Here is a 20,203-nt window from a genome sequence, read left to right as displayed (position 1 = left end):
CCGTACCACTGTGGACGAATGTAAGGCGAGAGAAAACGGAAGTCAAGTTTTACAGTTGAATTGGAAACGTTTCGTTACGAGAACGCGAGAGGACCCTTTCGTGGGCGCTCGCTGGAGGCCGCGATGGGACGAAGGACCCCGGGTGATGTCAGGCGCGAGGAGAGGCGGTACTCTCGCGCACGACGAGCGACGTCGCCATCTCGACGCGACTGAAAGCGAGCTCAGGCTCGTCGCGCAACCTGGTCACCAGGTGCGTGGCCTGCTCGGCCATCTCACCCAGAGGAACGCGCACCGTGGTCATCGGCGGACCGGCCCACTGCGCGATGGCGAGATCGTCGTAGCCGACCACCGAAAGGTCGTCGGGCACGTGGAGGCCGAGTGTTCGGGCAGCCTCGTAGACGCCGAGTGCCTGGAGGTCGCTCGAGGCGAAGATCGCAGTCGGAGGCTCGGCCGAGGTGAGCAGTTCGCGCCCCTCGGAGACGCCGTCTTCACGGTGGAAGTTGCCCGGGCGGATGTACTCAGGGCGAACCGGGATCCCGGCTCCATCGAGCGCAGCGCGGTAGCCGGAGAGTCGCGCGGTGGAGGCCATCATGCTGCTCGGGCCGGTGACGATGGCGATGCGCTCGTGCCCGAGTTCGATGAGGTGCCGGGTGGCGAGGAATCCACCGTTCCAGTCGGCCGAACCGATGGACGGCGCATCCGTCGCCTGCGCGCCGTAGGGGTCGATCATGACGATCGGGATCGCCCGGCTCCGCAGTCGCGCCTTGTCCTTCTCCGGCAGCAGAGCCGCCACGAGGATGATGCCGAGCGGCTGCCTGCGCAGCACACCGTCGACCCATTTCGAGCCCGGTAGGTGCGATTCCTCTGTGCTCGTGACGACCATCCCGATGCCCTGCTCGCGCGCGACGCGCTCGATGCCGACGATCGCGGCGCCGCCGAATGGACTGTCGATCTCGTAGCAGAGCACATCGATGAGCGGCGCGGAACTCTGCGCGGTGAGCCTGCGGTTGTAGTTGCGCTCATCGAGGAGGGATTCGATCCGCCTGCGCGTCTCGTCCGAGACCCCGGTGCGTCCGTTGAGGACCTTGGAGACGGTGGCCACCGACACCTTCGCGAGCGACGCGACCTCCGAAAGCGTGGCTCGCGTCGGCGGCGCTTCGCCGGTGGCGTCGTTTCTCATGGGCCTCATCGTATCCGTGGCAGTGGCCGGTTGACGGAGCGCGTGCCACCTCATAGTGTGGATTGCCAGATAGTTTTCTCTCTGCTTGAGAAACGTACATCAAAAGGGTATCGATGACGACCACCGCCGACCTGCTCCCGACTGCTCAGCGCGGCGGTGACGATGTCTGAGTTCGCCGCCTATCCATCCCTGGCCGGACGGAACGCGTACGTCAGCGGAGGCGCGACCGGACTCGGAGCCGAGTTCGTCTCGCAGCTGGCCGCCCAGGGCGCCCGAGTCGCCTTCGTCGACATCGATGAAGCTACCGGGAAAGAACTGACTGCGACCATTGCCCAGCGGGGCGATCCTGAACCGTACTTCCAGACGGTCGACGTGCGTGACATCCCCGCACTGCAGCAATCCATCGCCCGCGCCTGCGACGCTCTCGGCCCACTCACCGTGCTGGTGAACAACGCCGCGAACGACACCCGCCGGGCGGTCGCCGACATCGACGCCGACCGCTGGGACGAGGGGATCGCCGTGAACATGCGGCACCACTTCTTCGCCGCTCAGGCCGTCTGGCCGACGATGAAGGCGGCGGGCGGCGGCTCGATCATCAACCTCGGCTCGATAAGCGCACACATCGACCTCGTCGAATTGCCGGTCTACATTGCGGCGAAAGCGGGCATCGAGGGGCTGACCCGAACCCTCGCCCGCGAGCTCGGGCCGGACAGCATCCGGGTGAACTGCATCATTCCCGGGTGGATCATGACACCCAGGCAGCTGAGCAGCTGGGTCGGTGAGGCCGAGCAGGAGAAGATCCTCGCGGCTCAGTGCGTGCCAGAACTCCTGTACCCGGCCGATGTGGCCCGGCTGATGCTGTGGCTGGCGGCCGACGACTCCCGTCTCGCAACCGCTCAGACCTGGGTCGTGGACGGGGGATGGCAGTGAGGGCGGAACGGGTCACGGATTGACTGGCGTCACCATCGCCAACGATCTGCCTGTATTCGCGGTCTGATCCAGTTACTCGGTCTGCCTGCCGTCGACGAGGCGGGGCACGCCCCACGGGTTCGCGTCACGGAGCGCCGGCGGGAGCAGCGCATCCGGGGTGTCCTGATAGGCCACGGGCCGAAGGAAGCGCCCGATCGAGGTGGTCCCCACCGAGGTGAAATGCGGCGCGGTCGTCGCGGGGAACGGGCCGCCGTGCTGCTGGGCGTACGTCACGGAGACGCCGGTCGGCCAGCCGTTCCAGAGCACACGCCCGGCCTTGACCGCCAGCAATTCGACGAGTTCGCCGATCCGGTCCCCGTCTTCTCCCTGCACCGTCGCGGTGAGCTGGCCGCGCAGGCTGCGCGCAGCGTCGAGAAGATCACCCTCCGCTCGGTACCGCACGATCAGCGCCGCCGGACCGAAATGCTCCTCCAGCAACTCCTCGGGATGCGCGAGAAACGTCGTCACGTCTGTGCCGTACACCGTCGGAGTCGGCTGGTCGCTGCGGGCCGACGAACCGGCCAGTAGTTCGACGCCTTCGCGATCGGCGAGCGGGTCGAGGCTCGCGTAATACCCGTCGCGAATCGCGCCGGAGAGCATCGGACCTCCCACGGACGCACGAACCGCCTCAACGACCAACGGGGTCATCGCTGAGTCTTCTGGCACGAACAAGACACCAGGCTTGGTGCAGAACTGCCCGACTCCCAGCGTCATCGACGCGGCGAATCCCCGAGCGATCTCTTCGGGGCGAGCCGAGGCCGCGGCGTGGGTCACGAAGACGGGGTTGACGCTGCCGAGCTCGCCGTAGAACGGAATCGGTTCAGGGCGTGCGGATGCCAGGTCGTAGAGCGCCCGTCCGCCCGAGAGCGACCCGGTGAACGTGGCGACCGTGAGCCGCGCGTCCAGCACCAGCTCGCGGCCCGCCTCGCGTCCCTCCACCAGTGCGAACGCCCCGCGAGGCGCTCCCGACAGTGCGAGTGCGGAATCCACGTGTGCGGCCACGGCGCGACTGAGCTCGGGATGCGCGGAATGCGCCTTGACCACGACCGGCGCGCCGGCCGCGATGGCAGCGGCCGTGTCGCCGCCGGCCACCGAGAATGCGAATGGGAAATTGCTCGCCGCGTAGACCGCTGCCGGTCCGAGTGGCCGGAGCATCCGACGCAAGTCAGGTCGGGCTCCCATCGGCCAATCCGGGTCCGCATGGTCGATGATCGCGCCGAGGTAGCGGCCCTCCTCGACCACCTCGGCGAACAGTCGGAGCTGGAACGTCGTGCGTACGAGCTCGCCGCGCAGGCGCGGCTCCGTCAGGTGCGTCTCGCGCGCGGCTAGCGCGATCAGCGCCTCCGCGTCGCCATCGAGCCTGTCGGCAATGGCACGCAGCCAGCCGGCACGGTCGCCCGGTTCGGACGCAGCCAGCAGCGGTGCCGCTGTCGCAGCATCCGCCATCGCCGTGTCGACCGACAGGGCCATCCGGGTCACCTCACTCATCCTGGCCTCCCTTGCGGTCCGCGCCCGCGAGAATATCCCTGCCGACAAGGTCGACACCGTTCTCGAGGCGGCCGACACCGGCAATGTCCACCGCGACCTCGTCGCCGGCAAGCAGCGTGAAGTCCGCTTCCGGCACGATCCCGGTACCGGTCAGCATGATCACGCCGTCCGGAAAGTCGAGACAGCTGTAAAGCCAGTTCGCGAGGTCGTCGAGGCGGCGCGCCAGCTGTTCCGTCGAGGCAGTGCCGCCGAACCTCAGTTCGCCATCACGCCGGACCTCGAGCGAGATGGCGAACGGGGCGCGGGCAAGCCACGCGGGCACCACCTCCGGGCCGAGGGCGCATGCCGCGGTGTAGACCTTGGCCTGCGGGAGGTAGAGCAGGTTCTCCCCCTCGATCGAACGGCTGGAGACGTCGTTGCCGGGCACGTAGCCGAACAGGCCGCCACCGGAGTCGAGCACGATGCCGAGCTCGGGCTCGGGCACGTTCCAGGCGGAATCGGCGCGGACGCCGACCTGTCCACCCGGCCCGATCACGCGCGCGCCTGTCGACTTGAAGAAGAGTTCCGGACGCTCGGCCTCGTACACGCGGTCGTACGGGGTGCCGTCCGTCGACTCCTCGATACGACCGTCACGGCTGCGAAGATAAGTCACCCCGGCAGCCCATACCTCCTGCCCCGGGTCGACCGGAGACAGAACGGTGGCCGGTCGAAGCCCACCCCCCGTCGCCTCCTCGACCGTCCGCCTGGCGTCGGCGGGCGGGAGCCGCAGCAGCTCCGACAGGGTCATGCCGAGCGGCGAATACTCGTCGCCCCGGCGCACCGCCCACTGGGTCCGCCCGTTGGCTTCCACGCGGGCCAGTGCGACCTCCGGCCTCACAGATGTGTTGTGTGTCGTCGTCAATGCGATTCCCTCGTGACTTCCGATCCGCTCGACCCGACGAGAAAGTCGAGGTCGGCGCCGGTGTCGGCTCCTTGTACGTGTTCGATGTAAAGCTTCTGCCAGCCACGGTCCGCGCTCGCGAACGCGTCGACCTGTCGCCGCGAGGCCGTGCGCCTCGCGAGTTCTGCCTCGTCGATCTGGACTTCCAGGCGCCGCCCGGGCACATCCAGGGTGATGAGATCGCCATCCTGCACCAGCGCAAGAGGGCCGCCCGCCGCGGCCTCCGGGGCGACGTGCAGGACGACGGTGCCATATGCCGTTCCGGACATGCGACCGTCGCTGATGCGCACCACATCCCGGACGCCCTGCTTCAGCAGCTTCTGCGGCAGCGGAAGGTTGCCCACCTCCGGCATCCCCGGGTACCCCTTCGGACCGCATCCGCGCAGGATCAGCACCGAGTCGGCGTCGACGTCGAGGTCCGGGTCGTCCAGGCGTGCGTGTGCGTCTTCGATCGAGTCGAAGACCACCGCGCGACCCGTGTGCACGAGGAGTTCTGGTGTGGCGGCCGCCGGCTTGATGATCGCGCCGCGCGGCGCCAGGTTGCCGCGGAGCACCACGATCCCCGCGTCGTCCTGCAACGGGTCGGCGCGCAACGAGATCACATCGCGATCCCATACCGTGTTGCCGCCCAGGTAGTCGGTCAGAGGCCGTCCGGTCACGGTCTGCGCGGAGGTGTCGAGCAGATCGGTGAGCTCGTCCAGGACGGCGAGGAACCCGCCCGCGCGGAACAGATCCTCCATCAGGTACCGACCGGCGGGCTGCAGGTTGACCAGAAGCGGCACCGAGGCGCCGATGCGGTCGAAGTCATCAAGGGTGAGGTCTATTCCGAGCCGTCCGGCGATGGCGAGCAGGTGGACGACGGCGTTGGTCGAGCCGCCGATGCCCGCGAGCGCGACGATCGCGTTGTGGAAAGACTCTTTCGTGATGACCTGCGAGATCCGGCGATCCTCGATGGCGAGCTCGACGGCGAGCCTCCCGGAGGCGTGGGCCGCTTCGAGCAGTCGGCTGTCGGCGGCCGGTGTTCCGGCAACACCGGGAATCGTCATGCCGAGTGCCTCGGCCATCAGGCCCATCGTCGACGCAGTGCCCATCGTGTTGCAGTGACCCTTGCTCCGGATCATCTTCTTGTCGGTCGCCTCGAACTCGGCGGCGGCCAGATTGCCGGCGCGCACTTCCTCCGACAGCTGCCACACGCCGGTGCCGCAGCCCATACGTTCTCCGCGGAAGTGCCCGTTGAGCATGGGACCACCCGGAAGCACGACGGCGGGGAGGTCGACGGATGCTGCGCCCATCAGGAGGGCCGGGATCGTTTTGTCGCAGCCTCCGAGCAGTACGACCGCGTCGATCGGGTTGGCGCGCAACATCTCTTCGATCGCCATCGCCGCCATGCTGCGCCAGAGCATGGCCGTCGGCTTCACCAGGGTCTCCCCCAACGAGACGACGGGCAGGTTCACCGGAACGCCTCCCGCCTCCCACACGCCCTGCTTGACGTAGTCGGCGACCTCATTGAGGTGCATGTTGCACGGTGTCAGGTCGCTCGCAGTGTTCGCGATCGCGATCTGCGGACGCCCATCGAACGCGTGATCGGGCACACCCCTGCGCATCCACGCACGATGGATGTACGAGTCGCGTCCTTCACCGCCGTACCATCCCTGTGATCGGACCATGCGTTCAGTCTCCTTCGATTGAGTGCCCTACGGCACGAGAATGCCACGACCGACTCCTCCGGCGGCCAGCCGCCGGTACGCCTCGGTGAATTCCGTCAGCGGAAGGCGGTCCCCGATGAGGCGATCGATCGGAAGCTTCCCCGCTAGATACAGCGAGAATATCCTCGGAAGGTCCAGTTGTGGATTGCTCGACCCGTAGAGCGAACCCACGATACGCTTCTGCCGCTGAACCAGCTGGTTCAGGGGAACCTGAAAACTCGCCGCGGCGGCGCCGAGCCCCACGGCCACGAGTGTTCCACCGGGTGCGACGCACGTGATCGCCTGCTCGAGGGTCTGTGCGCGCCCGATGGCCTCGATCGCCCAGGGGACGCCCGCACCTCCTGTGATCGCGAGCACGCGCTCGACCACGTCCTCGGTGCGGGCGTTGACCGTGTGCGTCGCGCCCAGCTCGCGTGCACGTTCGAGTTTCGCGTCGTCGACGTCCACGACGATCACGGGATACGCCCCGACGAGCGCCGCACCCATCACGCTTGACAGGCCTACGCCGCCGGCGCCGAAGACGAGCAGTGGTCGCCCCTCGGCGTCGTGCACCTCGTGGAACACGGCACCGACGCCCGTGATGACAGCGCACGCCGAGATCGCCGCCACCTCCGATGGCACGCCGTCCGGCACACGCACCGCCGCGTTCTCGTTCACGACCACGCGCTCCGCGAAGCAGGAGACCCCCATCAGGTGGTGCAGTTCGCCCCCGCCAGGAAACGACAGCCGGGATGTGCCGTCAGGCAGTCCGCCCGATTGGGCTTGCACGGGTCCTCGTTCGCAGAGAACGGGGTTGCCTGAAATGCAGGCGGCGCACTGTCCGCAGCGCGGTCTCCACAGCAGGGCGACCCTGTCGCCGACCCGGATTCGGCCGGATGCTCCGTCGCCGACCTCCTCGACGATGCCTGCCCCTTCGTGCCCGAGCACCAGCGGCAGAGGTCCTGTCAGGTCTCCGGTCATGTAGTGGTAGTCGCTGTGACAGACTCCCGCCGCCTCGATTCTCACCACTAGCTCGCCTTGGTGAGGCGACGAGAGCTCGACCTCCTCTATCCGCGGCGGCGTACCCGGTGCGCGGAGAACTACAGCCCGCACGAGGTCACGACTGCCTGGCGGTCGCCGCGGGAACTGCCTGCAGATCCTGACCGGCCACCAGCTGATCGCGCAGGCTCTCACGCACCACACACTGCTCGAATGAGAACGAATCGGCCAGCGCGTCCAGTTGCTGGTCGGTCAGGCCGCGGAACAGCTCGGCGTATTCATCGGCAAGCGGCTGGGCGAAGAGCAGGTTGTTGAGCAGGGTCGCGACGGTGTCGAACCGGCCCCACGGGTACGGCGTCCAGTTCGGGAACTCGCGTGCGGCCAGGTCTTGCACGGCCTGGCTGACCTCACGGACCCCGTCCCCGCCGAGGCGGTCACTTCCCCACTGGTCCGCGGCGAGTCGATTCTTCTTGGCCACGAAGTCGTCGAAGCGCAGACGGTATTGGGAATCCGCTGAAACGTTCACGAGCCCCTGACGCCCGAGGTCCTTGTACATCCAGCTGGTCCAGCTGACGTCGAACTCGCGGTACAGCTCCAGCTGGTCGGCGAGGATCTGCCTGCGCATAGCGTCGGTGCGCTCGTCGCCGGTGTAGATCGGCGCGAACTCGCCGACGAAGATCGGCGTCCCGGTGCGTCGTGCGTATTCGGAGCGTTGCAAGAACTTCTCCCTCGCGTAGTCCTTGTCGATGTAGGTTCCGTCGGTGTATCCCGGATAGTCGCCGCCACGGCCCAGCCCTGCTGCAACGTAATCGTGCAACGCATACACCGTGTTGGGCCACGGCTCAGCGTCGAACATGTCGAACTCGGTGGAATAGGTGTTCCCGTCGAGGTAGATCGTATGGTCCGGATCTATGGCTCGGACAGCCTCGAACAGTCGCCGGTAGAGAGGCCCGACTACGGCGCGCGACTCGTCGGCCGGCTCGTTCATCAGGTTGTATCCCGCGACCCACGTGTTGTCCCGGTAATGCTCGGCGATCGCCTTCCAGATGTTCTCGACCCGATCCTGGAAATGCGGATGCTGCCACAGGTGGGGTTCGTGGGTCGAGTTGTCGGAGTGCCAGTGGTGGTTCTGGCTGCCCGGAAGAGCATGCAGGTCGATGATCGAGTAGATACCGTACCGCCCGGAAAGCTCGATGGCGCGGTCGAGATGATCGAAAGCGGTGGGAAGGATGGTGAACGGGTCTGCATCCGATTCGAAGTGCCGGTAGTTCACCGGAATGCGGATGACCGTCATGCCGCATGACCCGAGGAAGGAGGCATCCGCCTCCCCGTAGAACGCGGTCAGCAACCGTTCGAAGAAGCGGTCCGCGCGGTCGGTGCCGATCACGGCGGCCACCTTGCCTCGCATCAGTGTCTCATTCGCCGCGTAGCCTGTGATGAAGTTTTCCATGTTGAGCCATCCACCGACGCACACACCGGTGAAACGGATGGGACGGCCCCAGCCATCGAGAAACTGGGATCCCTGAGTACTGACGAATCGTGGCGGACGCTCTTCGACCATGTTGCCTGACCTCACTGTCGCGAAACATTTCTCTCGATTTACGACTAGTTTCGTCGTGTTCCAAGGCTAAGGAACCCGCCTCAGAGTGTCAAGCTGGTCACAAAACCCATGGCGGTCGAAGCGTTCATTCTCGCTCGCAGGTCGGGTTGCGGCTAGTTTGAGGAGGCAAGCGACGGCGTGAGCCCCGTGAGGTAGTTTGCATAGCCACCTCGGGCTCGACCCGCCAAGCGACTCGACGTGACGACCGGATGCGCTTCCGATTCGGCGAACCGCACCCCGAGGCCGCGCATCCGGGCGACCAGTTCGACGTCCTCGCCGATCGCCAAGCCCATGAAGCCGCCTGCCGCGCGATAGGCGGAGCCGCGCATCCCCAGGTTCGCACCGTGCACATGGCCGAGAGTGGCACCGGGTGGATGTGTGTGCAGCCAGGCACGGCGACGTTCGGCGTCAAGGTCGTGCAGTACTGGCACCACCGCCCCGACGTAGACGTCGGCACCTTCCCCCGCCGCCCGCAGGTGCTCGGCCAGCCAACGGGAGGGGACCACACTGTCGGCATCCGTGCTGGCGAGCCATACCGCCTTCGGATCCTCAGTGCAGGACGCCAGCGCAGCCGAGAACCCTGATGCTCTGGCCAGCCCGACATTTGAAAACTCTCCCGCGAGCACGACCACGTCCGCGAACGACGCAGCGATCTCCGCCGAGCGGTCGGTGCACGAATCGAGGACGAGCACCACGGTCACGGCAATCTGGATATGGTCACTCGCGCGCTGCACGGAGGTGAGGCATGCGGCCAGGGTTTCCTCTTCATTCCTCGCGGGGATGACCACGACGACCCGCTCGACTTCGGCCGTCATGCGAAGACTTCCAGGATGAACTCGGGCTCTCGATGCTCGACGACCACGGCGAGTCCGGACCGACGGCGAAATGTGTCGTGCGCATCGATCCCGGTCTGGGCGAAGTCGTCCGAACGACCGAGCCAATGACACAGAACGACCTCGCCGCCGGGCCGAAGTGCACGAAGGCAGCGCTCGATGGTCAGCGCCCACTGGTCTTCGGCCAGGTAATAGCCGATCTCGGAGACAACGATGAGGTCGAATGTTCCGTCGGGCCAGTCGTCCGGGATGCGCATCCTCGCCACCGTGACCCGAGTCGCGTCCGCGAGGCGGCGTGACGCCGACGCGACCGCCGCAGCTGCGTGGTCGACCGCGACCACCTCGTCGCACCGCCTGGCCAGAGAGGCTGTCGTCTCGCCGACCGAGCATCCCAGCTCCAGCGCACGCTGGTAGCGTTCGCGCGGAAGCGCTGCGACCATCAGTTCGCGCTTGCGACGCTCGTACCAGCGCGTGCGCACAGACCAGGGGTCGTCGTCACGCTGGTGCAGCTTCTCGAAATGCGCATCCTGCACAGCCCATTCGGGGCGGATGAGCACCTCGGCCCGCGTAGCGACGTGCTGCACGAATTCGGGTGTGAGCACGCCGTCCGGGTTGGTCGGTGACGTCAACTGGCTGGTGAAGCATCCGATCGCCGTCGCCTTGGCGTCGCGTTCGCTCGCCGTCAGCGCGACGTCGACCAGCCGCGGCCAGGGAACATCGTCAGGTGTGCCCCACTGCCACAGCCAGAGGGGATAGAACAGCAGTCTCGCGTCGGCACGCCGGGCCGCGTCACTGACCTCTCTGCCGAGCGTGCGGTGGTCGCCGTGGCGGTCGCCCGGCCAGGGCGCGAGGATCAGACAGTGCGCGCCGCGCTGCTCCAGCGCCCGGTCGATCTCGTTACGGAGCAGCTCGATCTCGTGTTTCAACCCGCCATCGGTCAGGCCGAGCAGTTCGACCTCGGCAGGCACGCCGAGCTCGAACAGAGCGGTGTCGAGCTCGCGGGCACGATCCGCACCGCCCGTGGCGACGACGATCCGAACGGGGACGCCCTCGCAGGCGACGCGTGTGAGGAGCCCTCCGGCGCCGAGCGTTTCGTCGTCGGCGTGCGCCGAGAACACGACGAGCTGGTCGACATCGCCGAACTTTTCGGAGTCGATCTGGGGAATGCCGCCCCACTCGACGCGGCCCTCCCACTCGTCTGGACGCGTTACCGCGACGCGCGCGTCGAACGTCACCACCAGCGGCCCGACCCGGGAAGATGCGACACCAATGAAACGTCGTCGGGACCGCGATGGTACTGCGAGATGTACATCTGCAGGTCGACCGCACGGCGGGCCAGCGACTCGTCGAACCCGAACACTGCCGGACCGAGCAGGTCGTGCGCCGTCGACAACGTTTCGACCGCGGCGTCGGCAGCCGCGCCCCGAACGGAATGTGCGAGAACGGCGGCCTGATCGGCGTCGACACGACCGGCCGGAGTCCAGGCGTCGATCGACTCGGCGGCCCGTTCGAGAAGCAGACCGGCAGCGTCGAGCAGCCGGAACAGGCCGCCGACCCGCGCGACGAGCAGTGGGTTGGCGGACTCGGTGCGCGCACGCGCGAGAAGCGCCTGAAAGAGAGGGACGCATCCGCCCCACCAGGCAGCCGCGACCCCGATGGCACCCCAGCGGAAGCCCGGGCGTGACAGATACCAGCCCGGCTCGCCAACCGGGACCGCCTCCGCAGCATCGAACCGCAGAGGACCGCTCTCCACGTCGGCCAGTCCACGCGACGCCCAGCTGGTGGGCTCGGCGGCGACCGAGTCCTGGGTGAGATCGACGCGGAACAGCCTGCGCTCACCCGCCCCGTCGCGTGCGGTGACCAGCGCATCCGTCAACCGTGCGCCGAGCGAGCACCAGGGCTTGACGCCCTCGAGGACCCAGGACGAACCAACCTGTCGAGCGTTCAGGGCGACGTCCCGGGCCTCGGCGGCGAAGACACCCCAGGTGTGTCCGCTGCCGGTCTGCTCCTGCCCGGCCTCCGCGAGGATCGCGAGCGCATCGAGATGCGGCTCGAGCACGCGGGCCGCAGTGATGTCGATCGCGGCCGCGCACGAGAGGATGCGGTGACGTTCGGCGGTCGCTCCCACCCGCGAGCCGGGAAGGGGCGCGAAGACCGCATCCTCGGTCCGGAGCACGTCGAGAAGCGGTGCCGCCTGCCCCGCGCAGGCGACCGCCGCTTCACGGTAGCGCTCGGCCGCCGCACTCACTTCGTGGCCGGTTTGCGGTTCTCTGCGCTCACCATCCACGCGTACTGCTCCAGCGTGGCGATGATCTGGTGCAACAGGTCCGCGGACGTCGGGTCTTCCTCGTCGACCTGGTCGTGGACGTCTCGGATGGTCGCTACGGCGGCCTCGATCCGTTCCGTGATCAGGTCGACCGTCTCCGCCGTATCCACTTCGCCGTTCGGGAAGGGGCGCAGGCTCGTCGTGTGCGCCACTGTTTCGCTACGACCGTCGGCCGTCGCGTGAAGGGCGCGAAGCCGTTCTGCGATCTCGTCGCTGAACTCACGCGCAGACTCGACGATCTCATCAAGCTGCAGGTGCAGGTCGCGGAAGTTCTTGCCGACCACATTCCAGTGGGCCTGCTTGCCCTGGAGGTGCAGCTCGATCAGGTCGACGTGGACCTGCTGGAGGTTGCGTGCGAGCTCGGCCGACGCGATGAACCCGTGTTCGGCGTTCTCGCGCCGGGTCGGCCGGTTGCCCACGGTCGTGCTCTTGGACTGCAGCGGTGCCTTCTTCGTCGTCTTCGCCTGCGTTGTCGCCACGATGTTCCTCCTAGTTGGTCGGTGCTCGGAACTGTAGGCCGACATCGGGCTCGGATGAACGGGTTGACAGCCGCGGGAAAACGGCGTGAGCCGGGAGCTCCGCACTCTCCCCGGTCATCCGGAACCCGTCCGGCATGAGCGTGCCCTAGCCGTTGCCCTCTTGCACGACGTGCTTCGCTTCGGCGGCCTGGTCCTTGACGTCGTCGACGGCCATCGAGGCTTCCGCCCTGACGGAATGGACCGCATCCGTCGCCGTGTCCTTGACCGCATCCACCGCATCCTGGGCCGGCTCGCGCAGGTTCTCAGCCACATCCTTCGCGACAGCCGCGACGTCCTGCACCAACGGCTGGGCGGCTTCTTTGACCGTGGATGCCAGCTCCTTCTCCTTCTCGGAGGCAGGGATGAGCGAGGCGGCGAGCCAACCCACCCCGAACGCGATCAATCCGACCGCCAGCGGGTTGCCCTGTGCCTTGGCCACCGCCGTGTGCCCGGCGTCCGCGATGCTGTCGCCGGCCGAAGCCGCCGCGTCTTTCGCATCGTCCGTCGCACCCATCACAGTGTCCTTGACCGAGCCGAGCGCGGAACGCAGCTTTCGGGTCTGGCGCTGCGCCATCTTCGACGGGCTGACCTTGTCGGCCAGTGCGTCGACATCGCTGCCGAGTTCGCGGCGAGTTTCTTCGATGTCCGCGCGAATCGCATCTGGGTTGTTCGTCATCGGTTCTCCTCATTTCGTTTCAGAGTGTCTGGGATCTCTTTGATGGTGTCCACGGTCTGCGGGGCGCCCCGGATCGACTTGATGCTGCTGCGACCGGCGAAGTACAGGGCCAGCGCGATGATCGCCCAGATCACCGCAACGATCACCGCCGACCAGGCGTTGCCGATCAGGTAGCCGAGCGCCCACCACAGGGCGACCGACAAGAAGAAGACAGCCATGAGCGCCGCATACCCGGCGCCGCCCATCAGGCCCGCGCCCTTTCCGGCACGGACAGCGCTCTCCCGGATTTCGGCCTTCGCGAGTTCGACCTCCTGCCGCATCAGCGTCGAGATGTCCCGCGAGACCTCGGTCAGGAGATCGCCGAGCGAGGTGGTCTCCGCTTTCTGCTCCGATGGAGTCGGGATGTCGCTCACGGCCACTCCGTCCCGGCGATGTCCGAGGTTCCGGTGGCGCGTGGTGATTCGCTCGCGCCGGACGCGGGGTACTCATCCATCGCCGGTACGATGTGCGCCCGCGGTGGACGTTTGATCGGCGGCCGTGTCTGCTTCCTGTCCTGCCTGTCCGTCTCGGTCGACGATTCGGATGCGCCGCTCGCGACCGAGCGCGTGAGTCGCCCTGCCAGCACGCCGGCCAACGCTGCGACGGCGATGAACGTACCCGGGCGGCGGCGAGCGAACGAACGCACTTCATCCAAAAGCGCCCCCGGGTCGCGCTGGTCGAGCCAGGATGCGATCTCGCCGGTCCTCGCGGCCGCCTCGTGCACGAGGTCCGTCGCCATACCACCGGTCGACGAATTGCGGGCCATCTGGCTGAATTGGTCGCTGACGTCGCGCAGGCGTGCCGCGACGCGCTCCTGCTGGACCGCCGCCTGGTCTTTCACCTCATCCTGCGCCTGCTCGTAGAGGTCGGTCAGCTGGTACTTCGCCTCGCGGGCGACGTTCGCCGCCTCGTCTTTGGCCGTGTCGACGACGTGCTGGCCCGACTCCTGCGCGGCCTCCGCCACGTGTGCGGCCTGCTCGCGAGCGACGCCGGCGATCCCCTCCGACGTGTCGGTGTCGGTGCCGGTGCCGGTCGTCATCGGTGTCGTCTGATTGAAGCCCCCTGGCTCGGTGAAGCCTGTCGGCTGATTGATGTCCGTCATGGTGAACGCCCTTCCTCGGTGTGCGGATATGAGGTTGGGGCACAGTGTTCGCGCCGACGCCCGCGAAGAATAGGGATTCCCCCGAGCGCAATTCAGGGGTACCGGTGCGCGCGTATCCGCAACCGCTGGGCCCGGGCTCACTCGAGCCGGACGTGCCGGCTGGAGAACGCTGACCAGCTTCGTGAGGGTGCAGCTCGTGGAAAACGCGGTGCCGCCGCCTCCGAGAAGTCAGAGCATGTCGTAGTCGATCTGATCGCTTTCCGACTCAACCGGCTGGGCCTGCGAAACGCCCAATGCACTGGTCTTCCTGTCCAGCTCGGCCACGAACGAAGGATCCTCGAGATCGGAGCGGGAAGGCTCATCCTCGGCAAGAAGCTGGCTGGCGGGTCCGACCAGAAGCATCGCCTCTTCGCGCTTCCCATCCTCGGCAATCGACGGGACTGCGATCTCGTCGGCTGATCCTGCCTTTGCGAGCGCCTCCGCGTACCGGAGAACCGACTCGGCAATTCGTTCCCCGGTAAGAATTGACGCACCCGCGTAGTAGATCCGCTTCATACCCCTTCCTAACACCGTCTCGCCCGCGCCGTCTACCGGTTGACAGATCGGCTCGGGCGGCCATCCGCTGAGCACGCCGTGTCGTAGCCGGCACTGATACCGCGCGATCTCTTTGCAGATAAACTGGATCGGTTGATTCATATTTTCTGCACCTTCTTCTTGACATCACGCTGGGGCGCTGCAAACTTGAAGCATGGAAAAGACGCCCGACGATCTTCCGCTCTACAGCATGGCGGTGGCCGCCGAGTTGCTTGGCCTGCCGCCCGCGACGCTGCGCCTCTACGAGCGCAAAGGACTTCTGCGGCCCGCGCGAACCGAGGGAGGTACCCGGCGGTACAGCGCCGACGACATCGAGCGGATGCGTCGCGTCGCTGACCTCCAGGACGACGGCGTCAACCTCGCCGGAATCGGCAAAGTTCTCGACCTCGAGGTCGAAAACGCCTCCCTGCGCCGCGCGATGGGCGACTCCACGACAGCTGAAAAGGCTGACGGCGACGAAACCTCAGGATGACAGAGGAGAACGACTCATGGGCACGCTGACCTACGGAACCGGCCAAGAAATCACCCTCGACGACCGCACTCTCTCCCACCTGCAGATCGCGATGGGATTGAAACTCCGGCGCCAGGAAGGATTCTTCTTCAGCTGGAACGAAACCGACACGGACACCGAGAGACGCTGCGCCATCTGGATCGACCCCGGGATCCCCCTCGTGTTCCGCTACGACGGCACCGCGAGCGCACCGGTCAACCGAAACTGGTTGGAACAGCTCACCCAGAGCTCCAACAGCGCCCGCGGACTTCACCTCCTTCCCGAAGAAGCAGCGATCGCCTGACCAGTGGGTCCGAACTCTTCGGCGAGCGACGGCGAACCGCCGCTTGTTACAGGTCCATTTCGATACTCGCGAGTTCGTGTGGGAGCCGGTCGACGATCTCGCTGGCGAGGAAGCCGAGCGTCGCGACCTCGTGCGAGAGTGACTCGCCGGCAGCCATGTGCAGGTAAGTTCCCCACGCTGTCGCCTGCAGTGGTTCGCAACCGCGGGCCGCGAGACCGGTGATCGCCCCCGCCAGAGCATCTCCACTCCCCGACGTCCCGAGGCCCGGACCACCCGTGCGGATCCGGAGAAGCCTTCCCGTGGGGTCGGCCACCCACCCCTGACATGACACGACCGCCCGGTAGCGGTCGGCGATCGCCGCCACGGCCTCGTCGAGTCCACCGGGCGAGCGGCCGAGAAGGACTTCTGCCTCCGCGGGGTTGGGGGTCAGGATGAGCCTGGCGACGTTGAAGCGCCCACGCCACTTGGCGAGAGCAGCGAGCGCGTAAGCGTCGAGCACCACAGTCGTCGCACCGCCGACGTACGGGCGAAGGGTCCGCAGCATCCGAACCGTCTCCGCGATATCGTCGAGGCCCGGACCCACGAGCACTGCGTTCGCCGCGTCCAGGTCGTCATGCACGGTCACAATCGACTTGCCACGAATGGCGCCCGACACCGTCTCGCCGAGCGCTACCACGCCGGATTCGGGAAACGCGACGGCTGCGGCGGCCGCCGACGAGGCACCAAGAGCTAGGGTGAGGCGGCCGGCGCCGACACGAAGAGAGGCCCGACCGGCGAGTATCGCAGCGCCCGGCGACCGCGCCGCGCCGCCGACAACGACCACCTCGCCTCGCGATCGCTTGGAGCCGCCGGGCGCGGGAAGCGGCCACTCTCGCAGCAGCATCGCGTCGACCTCGGTGACCTGCCTACTCGGTGACACGCGCCGCCCCTGGGTGCGCGGTCGCCGGAAGTCCGGCACGAGCCAGATGAGAGTCATCGGAGAATGCCTCGACACGCCACCTTGCATCGTCACGAACAAGCGTCGTCACCGAAGCGTTGCCGACAACGCTGGTCAGCAAGAACTCGTCGAGCTGTTGCTCCGTCCAACCCAGTAGTACATAGAGGAACAGACTCACCACGGCGTCGTGCGTGAAAAGCACAACCGGCCGGTCATCCGCGCTGTCCAGGTCACGCACGAACGATCGCAGGCGAAATGCGACATCTGTCCAGGCCTCACCCCCCGGCGGACGATAGTAGAACTTTCCGAGCCACCGGCGACGCGCAGCTTCATCGGGCAGCCGAGCTTCGACTCCGCGGGCGGTCAGGGCGTCGATGATGCCGAGCTCGCGGTCGCGCAACCGCTCGTCGATGACGAAGGGGATGCTGCCGAGCGCGAGCTGCGCCGTGCGGATCGCGCGCAAGTACGGCGAAGCCCAGACCAGTGCGGGGGTCGCACGTTTGTCGTCGAATTCAGCCTCCAACCGAAGCGCAAGCGCGGCCGCCTGCTGATCGCCGAGCGCGGAGAGAGGAACATCCGCATCCCTCGAACCGACGGCGATCGTCTCCTCGCCTGCGAGCTCGGCCGCCGTAGCAGCGACGTTCGCCGTGCTTTCGCCGTGACGGATGAGGAGGAGCTTTCCCGCTGTCATGGCGGGAAGTGTACGCCGACGCCGATTCAGAACAACTCGTCGACCTGCCCGAGCAGTGCGGCCGGATCCTCGACCACCTGGCTCGCGCCGCATTCGAGCAGTTCGGCCGCGCCGGTTCCACCGGACAGCACCCCGATCGAGCGCACGTGCGCCCGGGCCGCCGCTTCGATGTCCCAGGTCGAATCGCCGATCATGACGGCGTCGGCCGGCCCCGCCCCCGCGCGATCCAGCGCGACCTTCAGGATGCCCGGGTCGGGTTTGGCCTCGTCGACATCCGTGGCAGACGTGGTCGCATAGACGGCATCGCCTGCATCCAGAACCCGCAACAGAATCTCGAGTTCATCATCCGGAGCGGACGTGGCCAGCACCACACGCGCACCGCGATCGCTCAGCACCCGCAGCAAATCGGCCGCGTGGTCGAACGCTCGCAACCGCGGCGCGAGCTCACGGTAGTAGGTCGAGTGGAGTTCCTTGGCCCGCGCGACCCAGTCGTCGTCTCGTTCACCCACGAGCGAGTGCAGCAGTCGCGACGAGTCCTGGCCGATCGCGCGATGGATGCGCCACCCATCCACCTGTTCCCCCAGGTCGGCGAACGCCCGCTGCCAGGCGTCGACATGCAGAAAGTTGGAGTCGACGACTGTGCCGTCGACGTCGAATAGGACCGCTGAAACGCTCATCCCCCATACCTACGCGCCTTGAGCCCACACGCAACCCCTTGCCGCGAGACTCGTTCGAGCGGACACTCGGCGGCATGACTGAAGAAGACTTCGCTCCCCGCACCGCAATCGTCACCGGTTCCGACTCCGGCATCGGGCGCGCAACGGCCGTCGCGCTGGCTGAGGCCGGGCTCGACGTCGGCATCACCTGGCATTCGGATGAACAGGGCGCCGAAGAGACCGCCCGCCTCGTTCGTGAGGCAGGCAGACGCGCAGTGGTCGCCCGGCTGGACACGACCGACGCGCCCGCCTGCGGTGATGTGGTGGACGGCATGGCCGACGCGCTCGGTAGCTGCGACGTGTTCGTCAACAACGCCGGCGTCAACGGCGGACCGGCCTTCTTCGACACGAATTGGGACACCTGGCGCAACACCGTCGCCGCCGACCTCGATGGCCCGTTCGTGTGCATCCAGCGCATCGCACGCCGCATGGTCGACGCCGGCCGCGGCGGCCGGATCATCGCCGTCACCAGCGTGCACGAGCACCAGCCGCGAGTCGGGTCATCCGCCTACGACGCCGCCAAACACGGCCTGGGGGGACTCATCAAGACACTCGCCCTCGAGCTCGGCGAATACGGCATCACCTGCAACGCGGTCGCCCCCGGCGAGATCTCGACCCCGATGAACAACGCTACGGATGAGGACCCGCGCCAGGTGCACCGCCCCGGCATTCCGCTCGGTCGCCCGGGGGACGCGCGCGAAGTCGCGGCCGTCATCGCCTTCCTCGCCTCGCCTGCCGCGTCCTACGTCACCGGCGCGTCCTGGACCGTCGACGGCGGGGTGCTGCAGATGGGACCGCAAGCCGGCTCGCACCTGACAAGCGACGACTGGCGAAAGGCGTGACCATGGACCTCGGTATCTCAGCCGCCCACGATCGTGCTAGCCCCCGCCCCGGTCAGCTATTAGGGTTTGCGGCATGGAGATCCGTGCCGCCCATGCGGAGGACGAGCCACCGATCGAGGCGATCGTCGCCCGGGCCTTCGGCGAGGAACCCGATGGGCCTGTCGTCCACATGATCCGTGCCCTCAATGAATCCGGTGCGACGCAGATCAGTCTTGTGGCAGACGATGACGGGATCGTCGGACATGTCCAGCTGAGCACCGCATGGATCGACGCCCGGCCGAGGCTCGTCGACGCGCTGACCCTCACACCGCTTTCTGTCGTGCCCGAACGTCAGCGTCAAGGAATCGGTACGCGGCTGCTCGAGGAAGCGTTGACGGCAGCCGACGAAAGGGGGGCTGCTGCCGTCCTGCTGGAAGGTGACCCGGACTATTACAGCAGACACGGGTTCACCTCTGCCGTGTCGCTCAACGTGCTTCGCCCGTCGCTGCGAATCCCGGAACCCGGCTTCCAGATCGCGCGGTTGTCGAGCTACGAAGACTGGATGACGGGTTACGTGATCTACCCCGACGCGCTGTGGAAGACCGACATGGTCGGACTTCGCGACCCGCGCCTGGCGAGCATCGAAAACGCCCTGAGAATCAACGCCAATCTTCCATACGCCGCTGATCGGGAGTGAACCCGTGGCCAACGCCCCACAGCACTGCCTGGGTGCGACTCTCCACATCGATTTTGCGGTAAATGCTGCGGATGTAGGACTTCACCGTGTTCGGGCTCAAGTAGGTAAGAGCGGCAATGTCGGCGTTGCTCTTGCCTTGAGCGATCAATGCCAGGATCTCCGACTCGCGATCCGTGATGCCCTCGAGACGTCCGGGCCAGTCGAGCCCGGGCGCGCTGCTCGCCCGTCTGGGCGGATCGCTGACCACGAGTTCGCCGCTGTGGATCGCCTCGAGAGCCGCGACGAGCTCACGCGCGGGTAACGTCTTCGACAGGTAGCCGTGCACGCCGTGCTTCTTGGCGCTCTCGACAAGAGAGGGATGGAAGTTCCACGTGTAGACCACAACACGCCTCGAACGGGGATTCCGAATCAGCGACGCAACTTCTTCCTGATCGGTTTCGGGCTGGGCGAACGAGTCATACATCACGATGTCGACGACGTCGCGAAGCGGTTCCTCTGCGTCGATCTCGACGACTTCGACGCGCTCCGGGTACTGATCGAACATGTGGGCCAGGCCGAGCAGCACCACGTCGTAGTCGTCGACAAGAGCGACCTTGAT

At 66.8% G+C, this 20,203-nt stretch carries 23 protein-coding genes; 5 read left to right on the top strand and 18 right to left on the bottom strand.

The genetic code is table 11. The annotated features are described in order from the left end of the window. Positions 1-148 precede the first annotated feature (148 nt). The gene (locus AAYO93_RS00685; protein WP_345763108.1) at positions 149-1,180 is read right to left on the bottom strand and encodes a LacI family DNA-binding transcriptional regulator; all 1,032 of its coding nucleotides are present in this window, start codon (positions 1,178-1,180) and stop codon (positions 149-151) included. Between the two features lie 162 nt (positions 1,181-1,342). Here AAYO93_RS00685 and AAYO93_RS00680 point away from each other — a divergent pair, with 162 nt between their 5' ends. Continuing rightward, positions 1,343-2,110 carry an SDR family NAD(P)-dependent oxidoreductase gene (locus AAYO93_RS00680; protein WP_345763107.1) on the top strand — a complete coding sequence of 256 codons (768 nt, stop codon included), beginning with the start codon at positions 1,343-1,345 and terminating at the stop codon, positions 2,108-2,110. Between the two features lie 72 nt (positions 2,111-2,182). Here AAYO93_RS00680 and AAYO93_RS00675 read toward each other — a convergent pair whose 3' ends face one another. The 13 genes from AAYO93_RS00675 to AAYO93_RS00615 form a co-directional block, all read right to left on the bottom strand. Further along, positions 2,183-3,637 carry an aldehyde dehydrogenase (NADP(+)) gene (locus tag AAYO93_RS00675; protein ID WP_345763106.1) on the bottom strand — a complete coding sequence of 485 codons (1,455 nt, stop codon included), beginning with the start codon at positions 3,635-3,637 and terminating at the stop codon, positions 2,183-2,185. Further along, complete coding sequence (locus tag AAYO93_RS00670) at positions 3,630-4,538, bottom strand: fumarylacetoacetate hydrolase family protein (protein ID WP_345763105.1); 909 nt, start codon at positions 4,536-4,538, stop codon at positions 3,630-3,632. Before AAYO93_RS00670 ends, AAYO93_RS00675 begins: the two co-directional genes overlap by 8 nt. Next, entirely contained in the window at positions 4,535-6,244 is a 1,710-nt protein-coding gene (locus tag AAYO93_RS00665) for an IlvD/Edd family dehydratase (protein ID WP_345763104.1), read from the bottom strand. The genes AAYO93_RS00670 and AAYO93_RS00665 overlap by 4 nt, the downstream gene beginning before the upstream one ends. A gap of 27 nt (positions 6,245-6,271) precedes the next feature. Then, entirely contained in the window at positions 6,272-7,291 is a 1,020-nt protein-coding gene (locus AAYO93_RS00660; RefSeq protein ID WP_345763103.1) for a zinc-binding dehydrogenase, read from the bottom strand. Positions 7,292-7,379: 88 nt separating this feature from the next. Then, positions 7,380-8,711 carry a glycoside hydrolase family 5 protein gene (locus AAYO93_RS00655; RefSeq protein ID WP_345763102.1) on the bottom strand — a complete coding sequence of 444 codons (1,332 nt, stop codon included), beginning with the start codon at positions 8,709-8,711 and terminating at the stop codon, positions 7,380-7,382. A gap of 263 nt (positions 8,712-8,974) precedes the next feature. Further along, positions 8,975-9,676: a glycosyltransferase gene (locus tag AAYO93_RS00650; RefSeq protein ID WP_345763101.1), complete on the bottom strand. Its 702-nt coding sequence runs from the start codon at positions 9,674-9,676 to the stop codon at positions 8,975-8,977. Continuing rightward, entirely contained in the window at positions 9,673-10,932 is a 1,260-nt protein-coding gene (locus tag AAYO93_RS00645; protein WP_345763100.1) for a PIG-L family deacetylase, read from the bottom strand. The genes AAYO93_RS00650 and AAYO93_RS00645 overlap by 4 nt, the downstream gene beginning before the upstream one ends. After that, the gene (locus AAYO93_RS00640; RefSeq protein WP_345763099.1) at positions 10,926-11,981 is read right to left on the bottom strand and encodes an acyl-CoA dehydrogenase family protein; all 1,056 of its coding nucleotides are present in this window, start codon (positions 11,979-11,981) and stop codon (positions 10,926-10,928) included. The genes AAYO93_RS00645 and AAYO93_RS00640 overlap by 7 nt, the downstream gene beginning before the upstream one ends. Continuing rightward, a complete protein-coding gene (locus tag AAYO93_RS00635; protein WP_434056659.1) occupies positions 11,939-12,499 on the bottom strand; it encodes a Dps family protein in 561 nt (186 codons plus the stop codon). The genes AAYO93_RS00640 and AAYO93_RS00635 overlap by 43 nt, the downstream gene beginning before the upstream one ends. A gap of 145 nt (positions 12,500-12,644) precedes the next feature. Then, positions 12,645-13,214, bottom strand: a complete 570-nt coding sequence (locus tag AAYO93_RS00630) for a DUF3618 domain-containing protein (protein ID WP_345763098.1) — start codon at positions 13,212-13,214, stop codon at positions 12,645-12,647. Further along, positions 13,211-13,627 carry a phage holin family protein gene (locus tag AAYO93_RS00625; RefSeq protein WP_345763097.1) on the bottom strand — a complete coding sequence of 139 codons (417 nt, stop codon included), beginning with the start codon at positions 13,625-13,627 and terminating at the stop codon, positions 13,211-13,213. Before AAYO93_RS00625 ends, AAYO93_RS00630 begins: the two co-directional genes overlap by 4 nt. Beyond that, complete coding sequence (locus AAYO93_RS00620; protein WP_345763096.1) at positions 13,624-14,355, bottom strand: hypothetical protein; 732 nt, start codon at positions 14,353-14,355, stop codon at positions 13,624-13,626. Before AAYO93_RS00620 ends, AAYO93_RS00625 begins: the two co-directional genes overlap by 4 nt. A 228-nt stretch (positions 14,356-14,583) precedes the next feature. Continuing rightward, positions 14,584-15,051, bottom strand: coding sequence for a hypothetical protein (locus AAYO93_RS00615; RefSeq protein WP_345763095.1), 468 nt, complete (start codon positions 15,049-15,051; stop codon positions 14,584-14,586). A 52-nt stretch (positions 15,052-15,103) separates the two neighbouring features. On the opposite strand from AAYO93_RS00615, the gene AAYO93_RS00610 reads away from it, so the two are divergent. Then, a complete protein-coding gene (locus tag AAYO93_RS00610; protein WP_345763094.1) occupies positions 15,104-15,421 on the top strand; it encodes a MerR family transcriptional regulator in 318 nt (105 codons plus the stop codon). Between the two features lie 16 nt (positions 15,422-15,437). Then, entirely contained in the window at positions 15,438-15,743 is a 306-nt protein-coding gene (locus AAYO93_RS00605) for an ATP-dependent DNA ligase (protein WP_345763093.1), read from the top strand. A gap of 46 nt (positions 15,744-15,789) precedes the next feature. Here AAYO93_RS00605 and AAYO93_RS00600 read toward each other — a convergent pair whose 3' ends face one another. From AAYO93_RS00600 to AAYO93_RS00590, 3 genes are read right to left on the bottom strand one after another with little or no spacing between them, the layout of a single operon-like run. Next, a complete protein-coding gene (locus AAYO93_RS00600; protein ID WP_434056658.1) occupies positions 15,790-16,719 on the bottom strand; it encodes an ADP-dependent NAD(P)H-hydrate dehydratase in 930 nt (309 codons plus the stop codon). Continuing rightward, complete coding sequence (locus AAYO93_RS00595; RefSeq protein ID WP_345763092.1) at positions 16,649-17,371, bottom strand: histidine phosphatase family protein; 723 nt, start codon at positions 17,369-17,371, stop codon at positions 16,649-16,651. Before AAYO93_RS00595 ends, AAYO93_RS00600 begins: the two co-directional genes overlap by 71 nt. A gap of 26 nt (positions 17,372-17,397) precedes the next feature. Continuing rightward, a complete protein-coding gene (locus AAYO93_RS00590) occupies positions 17,398-18,048 on the bottom strand; it encodes an HAD family hydrolase (protein WP_345763091.1) in 651 nt (216 codons plus the stop codon). A gap of 74 nt (positions 18,049-18,122) precedes the next feature. On the opposite strand from AAYO93_RS00590, the gene AAYO93_RS00585 reads away from it, so the two are divergent. Together AAYO93_RS00585 and AAYO93_RS00580 are read left to right on the top strand one after the other, a co-directional pair. Beyond that, positions 18,123-18,929, top strand: coding sequence for an SDR family oxidoreductase (locus AAYO93_RS00585; protein ID WP_345763090.1), 807 nt, complete (start codon positions 18,123-18,125; stop codon positions 18,927-18,929). A 73-nt stretch (positions 18,930-19,002) separates the two neighbouring features. Beyond that, complete coding sequence (locus tag AAYO93_RS00580) at positions 19,003-19,605, top strand: GNAT family N-acetyltransferase (RefSeq protein WP_345763089.1); 603 nt, start codon at positions 19,003-19,005, stop codon at positions 19,603-19,605. Here the strand turns inward: AAYO93_RS00580 and AAYO93_RS00575 are convergent. Then, on the bottom strand, positions 19,568-20,173 hold the full coding sequence (locus tag AAYO93_RS00575) for a response regulator transcription factor (RefSeq protein WP_345763088.1): 606 nt from the start codon (positions 20,171-20,173) through the stop codon (positions 19,568-19,570). The two genes, AAYO93_RS00580 and AAYO93_RS00575, sit on opposite strands and share 38 nt — an antisense overlap. Between the last annotated feature and the right edge of the window lie 30 nt (positions 20,174-20,203).

The sequence above is a fragment of the Diaminobutyricibacter sp. McL0608 genome (assembly GCF_039613825.1).
In the GTDB taxonomy this organism is placed as follows: Bacteria; Actinomycetota; Actinomycetes; order Actinomycetales; family Microbacteriaceae; genus Diaminobutyricibacter.
The sequence above is the reverse complement of the archived record's forward strand: the minus strand, read 5'-3'. Positions and strand labels throughout refer to the sequence as shown.

Coding starts and splice junctions, on each gene's coding strand:
- AAYO93_RS00685 (WP_345763108.1), bottom strand. CDS start 1,180: ATGAGAAACGACGCCACCGGCGAAGCGCCGCCGACGCGAGCCACGCTT.
- AAYO93_RS00680 (WP_345763107.1), top strand. CDS start 1,343: ATGTCTGAGTTCGCCGCCTATCCATCCCTGGCCGGACGGAACGCGTAC.
- AAYO93_RS00675 (WP_345763106.1), bottom strand. CDS start 3,637: ATGAGTGAGGTGACCCGGATGGCCCTGTCGGTCGACACGGCGATGGCG.
- AAYO93_RS00665 (WP_345763104.1), bottom strand. CDS start 6,244: ATGGTCCGATCACAGGGATGGTACGGCGGTGAAGGACGCGACTCGTAC.
- AAYO93_RS00655 (WP_345763102.1), bottom strand. CDS start 8,711: ATGGAAAACTTCATCACAGGCTACGCGGCGAATGAGACACTGATGCGA.
- AAYO93_RS00650 (WP_345763101.1), bottom strand. CDS start 9,676: ATGACGGCCGAAGTCGAGCGGGTCGTCGTGGTCATCCCCGCGAGGAAT.
- AAYO93_RS00630 (WP_345763098.1), bottom strand. CDS start 13,214: ATGACGAACAACCCAGATGCGATTCGCGCGGACATCGAAGAAACTCGC.
- AAYO93_RS00620 (WP_345763096.1), bottom strand. CDS start 14,355: ATGACGGACATCAATCAGCCGACAGGCTTCACCGAGCCAGGGGGCTTC.
- AAYO93_RS00615 (WP_345763095.1), bottom strand. CDS start 15,051: ATGAATCAACCGATCCAGTTTATCTGCAAAGAGATCGCGCGGTATCAG.
- AAYO93_RS00610 (WP_345763094.1), top strand. CDS start 15,104: ATGGAAAAGACGCCCGACGATCTTCCGCTCTACAGCATGGCGGTGGCC.
- AAYO93_RS00605 (WP_345763093.1), top strand. CDS start 15,438: ATGGGCACGCTGACCTACGGAACCGGCCAAGAAATCACCCTCGACGAC.
- AAYO93_RS00600 (WP_434056658.1), bottom strand. CDS start 16,719: ATGACTCTCATCTGGCTCGTGCCGGACTTCCGGCGACCGCGCACCCAG.
- AAYO93_RS00595 (WP_345763092.1), bottom strand. CDS start 17,371: ATGACAGCGGGAAAGCTCCTCCTCATCCGTCACGGCGAAAGCACGGCG.
- AAYO93_RS00590 (WP_345763091.1), bottom strand. CDS start 18,048: ATGAGCGTTTCAGCGGTCCTATTCGACGTCGACGGCACAGTCGTCGAC.
- AAYO93_RS00585 (WP_345763090.1), top strand. CDS start 18,123: ATGACTGAAGAAGACTTCGCTCCCCGCACCGCAATCGTCACCGGTTCC.
- AAYO93_RS00580 (WP_345763089.1), top strand. CDS start 19,003: ATGGAGATCCGTGCCGCCCATGCGGAGGACGAGCCACCGATCGAGGCG.